11 protein-coding genes and 1 pseudogene are annotated in these 12,052 nt (G+C 74.9%); 6 read left to right on the top strand and 6 right to left on the bottom strand.

What is annotated here, in order from left to right; genetic code table 11:
* The 3 genes from SSNG_RS41815 to SSNG_RS04905 all read left to right on the top strand — a co-directional run.
* The coding region (locus SSNG_RS41815; RefSeq protein ID WP_042800550.1) for a hypothetical protein at positions 1 to 340 on the top strand (340 nt) is incomplete at its 5' end.
* A complete protein-coding gene (locus tag SSNG_RS41810; protein WP_042800549.1) occupies positions 337 to 1,170 on the top strand; it encodes a S8 family serine peptidase in 834 nt (277 codons plus the stop codon). The genes SSNG_RS41815 and SSNG_RS41810, both read left to right, overlap by 4 nt.
* Positions 1,171 to 1,195: 25 nt before the next feature.
* Complete coding sequence (locus SSNG_RS04905; RefSeq protein ID WP_042800547.1) at positions 1,196 to 1,804, top strand: GAF domain-containing protein; 609 nt, start codon at positions 1,196 to 1,198, stop codon at positions 1,802 to 1,804.
* Positions 1,805 to 1,827: 23 nt separating this feature from the next.
* On the opposite strand, the gene SSNG_RS04900 is transcribed toward SSNG_RS04905, so the two are convergent.
* A complete protein-coding gene (locus SSNG_RS04900) occupies positions 1,828 to 2,241 on the bottom strand; it encodes a CBS domain-containing protein (protein ID WP_007262693.1) in 414 nt (137 codons plus the stop codon).
* 211 nt (positions 2,242 to 2,452) lie between these two features.
* Here SSNG_RS04900 and SSNG_RS04895 point away from each other — a divergent pair, with 211 nt between their 5' ends.
* Both SSNG_RS04895 and SSNG_RS04890 read left to right on the top strand, forming a co-directional pair.
* Entirely contained in the window at positions 2,453 to 3,637 is a 1,185-nt protein-coding gene (locus tag SSNG_RS04895; RefSeq protein ID WP_007262692.1) for an alcohol dehydrogenase catalytic domain-containing protein, read from the top strand.
* 48 nt (positions 3,638 to 3,685) lie between these two features.
* Positions 3,686 to 4,216 carry a histidine phosphatase family protein gene (locus tag SSNG_RS04890; RefSeq protein WP_007262691.1) on the top strand — a complete coding sequence of 177 codons (531 nt, stop codon included), beginning with the start codon at positions 3,686 to 3,688 and terminating at the stop codon, positions 4,214 to 4,216.
* Between the two features lie 26 nt (positions 4,217 to 4,242).
* Here the strand turns inward: SSNG_RS04890 and SSNG_RS04885 are convergent, their stop codons facing one another.
* Positions 4,243 to 5,265: a DNA topoisomerase IB gene (locus tag SSNG_RS04885; RefSeq protein WP_007262690.1), complete on the bottom strand. Its 1,023-nt coding sequence runs from the start codon at positions 5,263 to 5,265 to the stop codon at positions 4,243 to 4,245.
* Between the two features lie 57 nt (positions 5,266 to 5,322).
* Positions 5,323 to 5,514: a hypothetical protein gene (locus tag SSNG_RS04880; protein ID WP_007262689.1), complete on the bottom strand. Its 192-nt coding sequence runs from the start codon at positions 5,512 to 5,514 to the stop codon at positions 5,323 to 5,325.
* Between the two features lie 158 nt (positions 5,515 to 5,672).
* On the opposite strand from SSNG_RS04880, the gene SSNG_RS04875 reads away from it, so the two are divergent.
* Positions 5,673 to 7,910, top strand: a complete 2,238-nt coding sequence (locus SSNG_RS04875) for a catalase (RefSeq protein WP_042800546.1) — start codon at positions 5,673 to 5,675, stop codon at positions 7,908 to 7,910.
* Between the two features lie 19 nt (positions 7,911 to 7,929).
* On the opposite strand, the gene SSNG_RS04870 is transcribed toward SSNG_RS04875, so the two are convergent.
* The 3 genes and pseudogenes from SSNG_RS04870 to SSNG_RS04860 form a co-directional block, all read right to left on the bottom strand.
* The gene (locus SSNG_RS04870) at positions 7,930 to 9,834 is read right to left on the bottom strand and encodes an ABC transporter ATP-binding protein (RefSeq protein ID WP_007262687.1); all 1,905 of its coding nucleotides are present in this window, start codon (positions 9,832 to 9,834) and stop codon (positions 7,930 to 7,932) included.
* Positions 9,831 to 11,516, bottom strand: coding sequence for an ABC transporter ATP-binding protein (locus SSNG_RS04865; RefSeq protein ID WP_007262686.1), 1,686 nt, complete (start codon positions 11,514 to 11,516; stop codon positions 9,831 to 9,833). The genes SSNG_RS04870 and SSNG_RS04865 overlap by 4 nt, the downstream gene beginning before the upstream one ends.
* Positions 11,513 to 12,052, bottom strand: a pseudogene (locus SSNG_RS04860) (AMP-binding protein); the annotation flags it as partial. The pseudogene SSNG_RS04860 and the gene SSNG_RS04865, both read right to left, overlap by 4 nt.

Here is a 12,052-nt window from a genome sequence, read left to right as displayed (position 1 = left end):
GGACCTCGACGGCCTGCGCGCCCGCATCGCCGCCGCCCGGGGACGGGCCGTGACCGCCACCCGGCTCGCCGCCCGGGCGCTCGCCACCGCCGCCCGCACCGACTCGCCCCTCGTCCAGGGCACCGCCGCCCTCGACCTCGCCCGTACGGACCTCGCACTGGGCCGCCCCGCCGACGCGGCCGCCGCCGCGACGCGCGCCCGCCGCCACTTCGCCGCCAAGGGCCACCTCCCCGCCGTACGCCGGGCCGAGGCGGTGCTCTCCCGCTGCCACAGCCTCTCGCCCTGGCACGGCCCCGCCGCCGCGCGGGCCGCCGGAGCCGGAACGGAGCCACCACGATGACTGCCGCGCGTCAACCGGGCCCCGCACTCACCTGGGGCCTGCGAGGGCGGAGCGCCGCCGACGTGCCCGTGGCGGCCGACGGCCCGCCGGACCCGCCCGAGCAGGGCCTCCTCGGCGGGACCGGGCGCGGCGTACGCGTCTGCGTGGTCGACTCGGGCGTCGAACGGGACCACCCCATGGTCGGCCCCGTCGCCCGGTCGTGGCGGGTCTTCAAGGACGAGGGCGGGGTCCACGTCGAGGAGACGGAGGAGGGGGACGCCTGCGGTCACGGCACCGCCTGCGCCGGGATCATCCGGCGCACCGCGCCGGACTGCGAGCTGTCCAGCATCCGGGTCCTCGGCGACCGGTTCTCCGGCAGCGGGGACGTCCTGCTCGAAGGGATCCGGTGGGCCGTGCGCCAGCGCTTCGACGTGGTCAACCTCAGCCTGTCCACCACCCACGACCGCTTCGTGGAGGAACTGCGCCGCCTGGCCGACGAGGCGTACTTCCAGCAGACCGTGATCGTCGCCGCCGCGCACAACACGCGCGTGGAGAGCTTTCCCTGGCGCTTCTCCTCGGTGATCTCGGTCGGCAGCCACCAGGAGGACGACCCGGACCTCCACCTCTACAACCCGGAGCCCCCGGTGGAGTTCTTCGCCCCAGGCCAGAAGGTCCGGGTGGCGTGGCTCGGCGGCACGTCGATCAGCAGTTCCGGCAACAGCTACGCCACTCCGTTCATCTCGGGGCTCTGCGCGCGGATCCTGTCGAGCGGCCCCCGGCTGACACCGTTCCAGCTGAAGAACGCCCTGTACCTCTCCGCAGCCAACGTCCGTGTCCGCGGACGCCGGTAACGACCGGCGCCGGAAGGGAAGTTCCATGGCCCAGACGATCGCCCCCGCCGCGTCCGCGGCACCCCGGCCGGACCCCGCCGTGGCGGAGCTCCTGCAGTCGGTGGTGGACACCGCGCGCGCCATCTTCGGCGCGCAGGCGAGTTCCGTCATGCTCCTGGACGCCGCGGCCGGCGAACTCGCCTTCGAGGCCGTCTCCGGGCAGGGACAGGAGTTCCTGGTGGGCCGCCGCTTCCCGGCCGGCCGGGGGATCGCCGGGTGGGTCGCCGCCTCGGGGGAGCCCATGGTGGTCGACGACCTGCGCGACAGCGCCTCCTTCGACCGGGACATCGCCGAGTCCACCGGCTACGTCCCGGACGCGCTGATGGCCGCCCCCCTCGTCCGCGGGGACCGGGTCCTCGGCGTCCTGGAGGTGCTGGACCCCTCCCCGCAGGCCCGGTCCGGCCTGCCGGAACTCGACCTGCTGGGCCTCTTCGCCCGGCAGGCCGCCGTGGCCCTGCACGTGCTGACCGCCCACACCCCCCGGCCGGCCCCCGACGTCCCGGACGCCCGCGACGCGCCGGACGCCCCGGACGGGCCCTCGCGCACCGAACTCCTGCGCCTGCTCGCGGAAGCCCGCCGCCTCCTCGGAGAGTGAGCGGCGGGCCGTCGGCCGGGGTGTCAGCTGGAGAGCGCCTCCAGGAGTTCGCCGACCTGCGGGTCGGGCAGCGAGCGGGCCACGTCGGCCTGGGCGACGATGCCGACGAGGGTGTGGCCGTCGATCACGGGCAGGCGGCGGACCTTGTGTTCGGTCATCGTGCGCAGGATCTCGGCGGTGTCGTCGTCGGCGCCGATGGTGACCGCCTCGCCCTGGGCGAACTCGCCGGCCGTGCAGGTGGCGGGGTCCTTCCCGGCGCCGAGGACCTTCACGACGATGTCGCGGTCGGTGAGCATCCCCTTCAGCCGCTGGTCGCTGCCGCAGATCGGGAGCGCGCCCACCCCGAGGTCGGCCATCTTCTTCGCCGCGTCCAGGATGCTGTCGTCCGCCCCGACGCAGGTGGCGTCCGGCGTCATGATCTCGCGTGCGGTGGTCACGGTGTGCCTCCCGAGGTGTGTTCGGCCGCGCGGCCGGTCCCGGCGGCCTGGTACCGGCCCGCCTGCCCCCTGCCGGAGCCCCCAAGCAGCCGCCGCCCGGTCATCCGGCACGTCCCGCAGGCATGGGTCGGCCGTGAGTGGACAGCCGCCGCGTAGCGGCCGTGAACCCGCGCCGCGGGGAACCGGAGCCGCGCGCTGCAGAGGAGGCGTGATGAAGGCCGTGACCTGGCAGGGCCGCCGCAAGGTCGAGGTGGCAAACGTTCCGGATCCGCGGATCGTCGATCCCACGGACGCCGTGATCAAGGTGACGACGACCGGACTGTGCGGATCCGACCTGCACCTGTACGAGGTGCTGGGGCCGTTCCTCGACCCGGGTGACATCCTGGGACACGAACCGATGGGGGTGGTCGCCGAGGTGGGGCCGCAGGTCCGGGAACTGAAGGCCGGCGACCGGGTCGTCGTGCCGTTCAACGTGTCCTGCGGGACCTGCTTCATGTGCGAGCGCGGCCTGCACTCGCAGTGCGAGACCACCCAGGTCCACGAGCACGGCAGCGGAGCGAGCCTCTTCGGGTACACCAAGCTCTACGGGCAGGTCCCCGGCGGGCAGGCCGAGTACCTGCGCGTCCCCTTCGCCGACACCCTCCCCATCCGTGTTCCCGAGGGACCGCCGGACGAACGGTTCGTGTACCTGTCGGACGTCCTGCCGACCGCCTGGCAGGCCGTCGTCTACGCGGACGTCCCGCCCGGCGGCAGCATCGCCGTCCTCGGCCTCGGGCCCATCGGCGACATGTGCACCCGCATCGCCGCCCACCGGGGGGCCGGCCGGGTGATCGGCGTCGACCTGGTCCCCGAACGGCTCGCCCGCGCAGCCGGCAACGGCGTACAGGTCTTCGACCTGCTCCAGTACGGGGACCAGCTCGTCGACGCCGTCCGCGGCGTCACGGGCGGCCGCGGCCCGGACGCCGTGATCGACGCCGTCGGCATGGAGGCCCACGGCGGCGCCGGCGCCAAGGCGGCGCAGACCGGCACCGGCCTGCTCCCGGACGCCCTGGCCGCCGCACTGATGAAGAAGGCCGGTGTGGACAGGCTGGGCGCCCTGACGCTGGCCGTCGATCTCGTACGCCGCGGCGGCACCATCTCCATCTCGGGCGTCTACGGCGGGGCCGCCGACCCGCTGCCGCTGCTGACGATGTTCGACAAGCAGATCCAGCTGCGCATGGGACAGGCCAACGTCCGCAGGTGGGTCGGTGACCTGCTCCCCCTGCTGACCGACGGAGACCCCCTCGGAGCCGAGGGCTTCGCCACCCACCACCTGCCCCTGGACGACGCCCCCCGGGCGTACGAGGACTTCCAGAAGAAGCGGGACAACATGGTGAAGGTCCTCTTCCACCCGTAACGGAACGGCAGGCGTTTCCGCACCCGCCCGATGGGCAGGCGGGCGGGTATGGACCAGCCGAGGACCACCGGCCCGTGCCGGCTGCTGCTGGTGCGGCACGCCAAGGCCGTACCCAAGGACCGGCCGATCGACGACTTCGACCGCCCGTTGAGCGACCGCGGGAAGGCCGACGCCCCCCGAACGGGCCGCTGGCTCGCCGAGCAGGGGTTCGCGCCCGACCTCGTGCTCTGCTCCCCGTCCCGCCGGACGCGCCAGACCTGGCAGCTCGCCGTCGCCGCGCTGGCGGACCCGCCGCCCGCCGTGTACGACGAGCGGCTCTACAACGCCGCCCCGAGCATGATCGTCTCCGTACTGGCCGAGCGGGGGCGGGGCCTCGGCTCCCTGCTGCTGGTCGGCCACAACGCGGGCATCCACGAGCTGGCCGCCGGCCTGTGCGGGTCCGGCCCCCCGGAACTGCTGGAGCGGGTGGCGGCGGGCTTCCCGACCTCGGGCGTGGTGGTGCTGGACGTTCCCGACGGCTGGGAGCGGCTGTACCCGGGCAGCGGCACCGTGGCCTCCGTCTGGTCACCGGCCGACTGACCCCCGCCCCGCGGGGCGCCGTGCGTTCACCCGCCCCCGTCCCCCTCCTCCCCGTCCTCCCCGTCCTTCCCGTCCGCTTCCCCGGACCGCAGGAGCCGCAGCACGGCGCGTTCGACGCGGCCGTGGGTGGCTGGCCGGCCGAAGACGCCGTCCTCGCCGAGCGTGCCGAGGGCCGCGGCGACGGTCTCCCCCTCCTCGTAGAGCTCGATGACGCGCGGATGGATGTAGGACGCCCGGCACACGGCGGGCGTGTTCCCCAGGTACCCGCTGACCTCCCGCACGGCGCGGGCCACGACCCCGTTCCGGCGGGCGGGGGAGGCGCCCGCGGTGCCCTCGGAGACGGCCAGCGCCACCGCGGCCAGCACGGTCGCGTACCAGGTCCTGAAGTCCTTCGCCGTCACGTCCTGACCCGACCGGTCCCGCAGGTAGGCGTTGAGGTCCTCGGCGTGGAGCTCGTGCCACGCCCCGTGCTCCCAGTACACGAACAGCCTCGGGCCGGGCTCCCTGCGCCGGAGCAGCGCCCGGACCACCGCGTGGGCCTGCTCGTCCACGAGGACGCGCGTGACCTCCTTGCCGGACTTGGCGGGGAAACGCAGACGGATCTCCCCGTCGCGGCAGGAGGCGTGCTCCCGGAGCAGGGTCGTCAGACCGAAGCTCCCGTTGTCGCGGGCGTAGCGCTCCCCGCCGACGCGCAGGAAGCCCAGGTCGAGGAGGCGGGTCAGGCAGGCCAGCACGCGGACGCGGGTCAGCCCGCGCCCGTCGAGGTCGCTCGCCACCCGCTCCCTCAGCCGGGGCAGCGAGCGGGCGACGCGCTGGACGTGCGCGTGCTTGGCCGCGTCCTGCTGTTCCCGGAAGTGCGGATGGTAGAGGTACTGCCGCCGCCCGGCGGCGTCCGTCCCCACGGCCTGGATGTGGCCGTTGGGCCAGGGGCAGACCCAGACGTCCTGCCAGGCCGGCGGGATCACGAGGGCGCGCACCCGCTCACGGTCCGCCGGGGACAGGGGCAGGCCGTCCGCGCCCAGGTAGCGGAAGCCGCGGCCGTGCCGCACCCGTCGCCACCCCGGCCCGTGCGGGTCGCTGGTCCGCAGCCGCGCGGCCACCTCCCGTCAGTCCGCGTCGGGGTGGGCCTGCGTGCGCAGGGTCCACGCACGGCCCGGGCAGTCGTAGGGGAGGGGAGGGAACCGGTGCCCGCGGACGTCGGTGCTCTTGCTCCACAGGTGCTCCCTGCCGCAGTCACAGGCGTAGATGCCGCTCTGCGTGACGATCTCACCCGGTTTCCACTGCTCTGTCTGCTTCATGTCGGGCGCCTACCCCGGCACGCGCCGGCGTACCCGGGGCCTGCCGCGACGGGGGTTCATTCCGAAGGAGCGGGTAGGCGGCCGACGAGAACGGCCGAGGAAGCAGGGGCGGACGTCGTGCTCCCCCCCGCTTCCGTTCGAGAAAACCGGGAGAACACATGACCACGAAGCGCACCCCTGCGGCATCGCGGCCGGACGGAGGCGGCATGCCGGGCAAGCCCGGACCCGTGTCCCCGTCCGTGGCCGAACCGGTGGACCCGACGACACCGCTGCCGCCCAAGGCGGACCAGGAGGGCCCGGAGACCGTCGGCCCCACCGGCCAGGCCACCGGGGCGGACCAGTCGCAGGTCGCGCAGGGCGGCGCGTACCTCACCACCGCCCAGGGCGCGAGGCTCTACGACAGCGACCACTCCCTGAAGGCAGGACCCCGGGGGCCCGTCCTGCTCCAGGACCACCACCTCCGCGAGAAGATCACCCACTTCGACCACGAGCGGATCCCCGAGCGCGTGGTGCACGCGCGCGGCGCCGCGGCGCACGGCGTCTTCCAGGGCTACGGAACGGCCGGCGAGGTGACCCGGGCCGCCTTCCTCGGCAAGGACGTCGAGACCCCCGTCTTCGTCAGGTTCTCCACCGTGCTCGGCTCGCGCGGTTCCGCCGACACGGTGCGCGACACCCGGGGCTTCGCGACGAAGTTCTACACGGACGAGGGCACCTTCGACCTGGTCGGCAACAACATCCCGGTGTTCTTCATCCAGGACGCGGTCAAGTTCCCCGACGTCATCCACGCCGGCAAGCCGCATCCGGACCGGGAGATACCGCAGGCGCAGAGCGCCCACGACACCTTCTGGGACTTCGTCTCCCTGCACACCGAGGCCACCCACCACACCCTCTGGAACATGTCCGACCGGGGCATCCCGCGGTCCTACCGGATGATGGAGGGCTTCGGGGTCCACACCTTCCGCCTCGTCGGCCCGACCGGCGACACGGCCCTCGCGAAGTTCCACTGGAAGCCGAAGCTCGGCGTGCACTCCCTGGTCTGGGAGGAAGCCCAGCTGATCAGCGGCACGGACCCCGACTTCCACCGGCGGGACCTCTTCGACGCCATCGAGGCGGGCGCCTTCCCGCAGTGGGAGCTCGGCATCCAGGTCTTCCCCGACACCCCGGAGCAGACCTTCGAGGGCATCGACCTCCTCGACCCCACCAAACTCGTCCCCGAGGAGCTGGCCCCCGTCCAGCCCATCGGACTGATGACCCTGAACGCCAACGTCAAGAACTTCTTCGCCGAGACCGAGCAGGTCGCCTTCCACCCCGGCCACCTCGTTCCCGGGATCGACGTCACCGACGACCCCCTCCTCGCGGGCCGGCTGTTCTCCTACCTCGACACCCAGATCAGCCGGCTGGGCGGCCCCAACTTCGGCCAGATCCCGGTCAACCGGCCGCACGCCCCCGTCAACGACATGCTCCGTGACGGGATGCACCAGAGCGCCGTCCACACCGGCGTCGCCCCGTACCGGCCCAACAGCCTCGACGGCGGCTGCCCCTTCCTCGCGGGCGCCGACACCGCCGCCTTCGTGGAAGCCCCCGTCGAGGTCCCCGCGGCGAGCAGGGTCCGCGAGGCACCCGCCTCCTTCTCGGACCACTTCACCCAGCCCCGCCTCTTCTGGCTCAGCATGACCCCGCCGGAACGCGAACACATCATCGCCGCCTACACCTTCGAGCTGGGCAAGTGCCACGAGCAGGCCGTCCGGGAACGCACCCTGAAGGTCCTGGCGAACATCGACCCCGAACTCTGCGCGAAGGTCGCCGAAGGCCTCGGCCTGCCCGCCCCGGAGGCGACCGTCCCCCTCGTCACGCCCGAACCCAGCCCCGCCCTCTCCCAGCTGGGCTCCGCCTGGCCGGCGGACGGCCGCGTGATCGGCTTGATCGCCGACCCGGAGTCCGACCTGGACGGTGTACGGGCCGCCCGGCAGGCCGTCCTGGACTCCGGCATGGTCCCGCTCGTCGTCGCCCCCACCGGCGGGACCCTCGCCTCCGACGGCGACCCCATCACCGTCCAGCGCACGTACGCCACCGCCCGGTCGGTCGAATTCGACGCCCTGCTGCTCGCCGGCACGCCCGGGCCGGGCTCCGACGCCCACGGCGCACGGGACGCGAAGGCCGCGGCACCCGCGCCGGAGGCCTGCGACCCCCGGGTCGCGCTCCTGATCACCGAGGCCTACCGGCACGGGAAGGCCATCGGCGGCTGGAACGGCGCGGCCGGGCTCCTCGGCGCCCTGGGCATCGGCACCGACGGCCCCGGCGTCGCCCTGGGCGAGGACGGGGCGGCGGCCGTCGAAGGGGTCACCGCCGCCCTGGCCGGACACCGGGCGTGGGACAGGTTCCCGCCCGTCGGCTGACCCGGCCGGCACGGCACGGTCACGGCGCCGTCGGGGACGCCTCATCCCCGTGGGACCCGGGGCCGGCCCCGGACCAGGAGCGCCACAGGGCCGCGTAGGCCCCGTCGGCCGCCAGGAGTTCGGTGTGGCTGCCGAGTTCGACGATCCGGCCCGCCTCCATCACCGCGATGCGGTCGGCGTCGTGCACCGAGTCCAGCCGGTGCACGATCGAGATGACCGTGCGGCCCTCGATCAGGGCGGCCAGCGAGCGTTCGACGCGGCGCGACGCGGTCGAGTCCAGCAGGGCGGTGGCCTCGTCCAGGACCAGCGCGTGCGGGTCGGACAGCAGCAGGCGGGCCAGGGCCAGCTGCTGGGCGTGGGAGGGGGAGACCGGGGCGGCGCCCGGGCCGATCTCGCTGTCCAGCCCGTCGGGCAGGGAGCGGGCCCAGTCCGCGAGGAGGACGGTGTCCAGCGCCTCCCACAGGCGGGCGTCCGCCGGGCCGGCCGGGGCCGCGGTCCCCTCGCCGGCCTCCGTCGCCCGCGCGGCCAGGGTCCAGGTTGTCCCCGCAGGGGTGCCGGAAAACAACGTGTTGTTCGGGGGTGACCAGGAAAAACCTCCCGCCGCAGTTGGTCCACCAGCAGCCGGGCCACGTCGGCGCCGCCGATGCTGACCGTGCCCCGGGTGGCGTGGTGCACCCAAAAAAAACAGCTTGCCGAGGGTGAACTTGCCCGCTCCCGAGGCGCCGACGACCACCAGCTTCTCGCCGGGGGCGATGGACAGGTCGATGCCGCTGAGCACCTCGCGGCCGGGACCGTAGCCGAAGCCCACGCCCTCCAGGCGCAGGGCGTGCCCGTCCAGCACGGCGGGCGGACGCGGTTCCTCCCCGGGCAGCCGTTCGACACCGAGGATTCGGCGCAGCGCGGCGTTCCCGATCTGGAGCTCGTCGGTCCAGGTCAGCAGGTCGTTGAGGGGTTCGCCCAGGGCCTGGACGTAGAGGACGACGGCGGTCAGTTCCGCCAGCCCGACCTCGCCGCGCTGGTAGGCCAGACCCCCGATCAGGAGGGTGAGCGCCATCGGGACCATGGTGGCCAGGTCCAGGCTGGGGAACCAGATGGTCTGCAGCCAGGTGGTGCGCTGGCGGGTGCGGACCACCCGGTCGACGGCCGCGCCGTGGCGTCCGACCTGCCGGGGGCCGAGGCCGAGGGCCTCGACGGTGGCGGCGCCGCGGGTGCTCTCGTGCGTGACGGCCAGTACGTCGGCCTCCTGCGCGAGCAGCCGCTCGTACGCACGGGTGGCGCGCGGCCGGTACCACCACGTGGACAGGGCGGCGAAGGGCACGCCGGCCAGCAGGCCGAGGGCGAGCAGCGGAGAGGTGAGCAGGATCGCCGCGAACGTGAACACCAGGGTGACGGCGGCCAGCGCGATGCGCGGGACGGCCTGGCGGATGCTCTCGTTCAACCGGTCGGCGTCGTTGGTGGCCCGGCTGAGCAGGTCGCCGGTGCCGACGGCCTCCACCTCGGACAGGGGCAGCCCGAGGACGCGGCCGACGAAGCCCTCCCGCGTGCGGGCCAGGACCCGTTCGCCGAGCAGGGTGGCCTGGGTGCGGGCGGCGCGGGCGAGGAGGGCGTGGGCGACGAGGATGGCGACGAAGGTCAGGGCGAGGACGTCGACCCGGCCGGCGGTGGTGCCGTTCTTGATGGACTCGACCAGGTGGCCCAGCAGCCGCGGGCCGATCAGTCCGGCCACCAGGGCGGCGGCGAACAGTCCGAAGGTGAGGGCCAGCCGGCGCGCCTCGGTACGGACGAACGCGCCGGTCCAGGCGCGGACCTCGGCCCGGTCGGCGAGCGGCAGGCGCCCGGCGGCGGACGGACCGGCGGGAGCGGGGTCCGCGGCGGTGTCCGGGTCCTCCGCGGGGGCCCGGGTGGAGGCGGGGGTGGTGGTCATGAGGGCACTCCTGCGGAGCGGTCGGGGCCGCCGGGGGTTTCCGCGGCGAGGCGGACCGTGCGGTCGGCGGCGCCGCGCCAGAGGGGGCTGTCGGTGAGCACCACCGTGGTGCGGCCGGCGCGCAGCGCGGCGACCCGGTCGACGATGCGGGCCTCGGTGTGGGCGTCGACGGAAGCGGTGGGGTCCTCCAGCACGAGGACGTCGGGGGCGGCGAGCAGGGCGCGGGCGAGGACGAGGCGCTGGCGCTGACCGCCGGACAGGGCGCGGCCGCCCTCGTCCAGCCACGCGTCCGGCCCGCCCGGCAGGGCCGCGACGACGTCGGAGGCGTCGGCGGCGTACAGGGCCCGGGCCAGCGCCTCCCGGGACCGGGCGGAGCCGGCGCTCAGCTCCTCGCGCACGGTGCCGCTGAAGAGGGTGTCGGCCGGTCCGGAGCGCAGCAGCCGCGCGGACAGCTCCGCGGGGTCCACCCGGTCCAGCGGTACGCCGCCCAGCCGGACGGGCGCGGGACCGGCGGGCCCGGGGCGGGCGAGCCGGTCGGCGAGGTCGGCCATGCGGTCGGCCGGGCCGGTGAGCACGGTGAGCCGGCCGGCCTCGGCGGTGATGCCGCTGTCGGGGTCGGTCAGGGCGAGGGCCCCGGGGGGCAGCGGTTCGGGGTGCTCGGGCCGGACGGCGTCGGGGGTCAGACGCAGCAGGGTGCAGACCCGGCCGGCGGCGACCTTGGCGAGGCTGAGGGTCTCGGCGGCCTCGGTGGCCGTGCTCACGGGCAGGGTGAGGAAGGCGGAGGCCCCGTAGAAGGCGACGAGTTCGCCGGCGGTGATGGTGCCGTTCAGGGCGAGCCGGGCGCCGAGCCAGACGATCCCGACGGTGACCAGCCCCGGCAGGAAGACCCCGGCGGCCTGCAGCCATGCCTCCATGCGGCCGGCGGACTCGCCGGCCCGGCGGACCTGCTGGCTGGTGCGGCGGAAGCGGGCGGCGAAGGCGGCCTCGCCGCCGATGCCCCGCAGGATGCGCAGACCGGCGACGATGTCGCCGGCCTGGGAGGTGGCGACGCCCATCAGCTCGCGCTGGGCCTCGTCGCGTTCCTGGAGGGGCCGCAGGAGCGGGCCGATGCTGAGCACCGCGGCGGGGACTCCGACGAGCACGGCCAGTCCGAGGACGGGCGAGGTGACGGTGAGCGCCACGGCCACGAGGACGGCGGCGACGACCGCGCCGACGGTGCGGCCGATGACCTCGAAGGAGTTGCCGATGCTCTCCACGTCGGCGGCGGCGGAGGCCGCGACGTCCCCGGAGCGGGCCTTGCCGCGCAGGCCGGCGCCGAGGCGGACCACCTGACGCATCAGCACCCGGTGCGTGGTGGACAGGGCGTGGGCCTCGGCGCCGACGGCGGCCTGGATCAGGCCGGCGCCGGCGAGGGCCTGGAGGACGCCGAGACCGAGGGCGAGCAGCGACCACAGGTACAGGCCGGTCTGCCCCGTGTCCTGCCCGGCCGCGTCGATGGCCCGGCCGATGACCAGCGGGACCAGCGCGAGCGGGATCATCCAGAGCACGCCGAGCGCGGCGGCGAGCACGAGCGGCCAGGGCCGGATGCGGACCAGCCACCACAGGTAGGCCCAGGGTCCGCGGGCGTCCGCCTCGGGGACGGCGGCGGGGGAGACGGAGGCGTCGAAGAGTCGGTTGCTCACAGGTACCGGTCCAGGGTGCCCGCGCGGTCGACCTTGCCGGTGCGGGTGTGCACGAGTTCGGGCACGGCGATGATCCGGTCGGGGACCAGGGGGGCGGGCACCGCCTCCCGCAGCCGCTCGCGCAGCTCCGCCGTGCCGTCCCCGCTTCCGGCCGGGCCGGGCAGGACGACGAACGCGACCAGCGCCGTGTGGTCGCCCTTGCGGTGGCCGGCCGCCGCGACGGCCGTGACGCCGGGGAGCCGGCCCAGGGCCCCCTCCACGTCGAGCAGGTCCACCCGGTGGCCGCGGATCTTGACCTGGTGGTCGATGCGGCCGTGGAAGACGAGCGAGCCGTCGGGGGCCTGCGTGACGAGGTCCCCCGTGCGGTACCAGCGTCCGGTGCCGCGCGCGGGGTCGGCGGCCGGGAACCGTTCGGCGGTCCGCTCCGGGTCGTCCACGTAGCCGAGGGCCAGCTGGGGCCCGGCCAGCAGGAGTTCGGCCGGCCCGTGCGGTGCGTCGGGGCGGGAAAACGAGCATCTGCCGTACGGAGGGCAGCG

The sequence above is a fragment of the Streptomyces sp. C genome, assembly GCF_000158895.1.
Taxonomy (GTDB): Bacteria; Actinomycetota; Actinomycetes; order Streptomycetales; family Streptomycetaceae; genus Streptomyces; species Streptomyces racemochromogenes.
The sequence above is the reverse complement of the archived record's forward strand: the minus strand, read 5'-3'. Positions and strand labels throughout refer to the sequence as shown.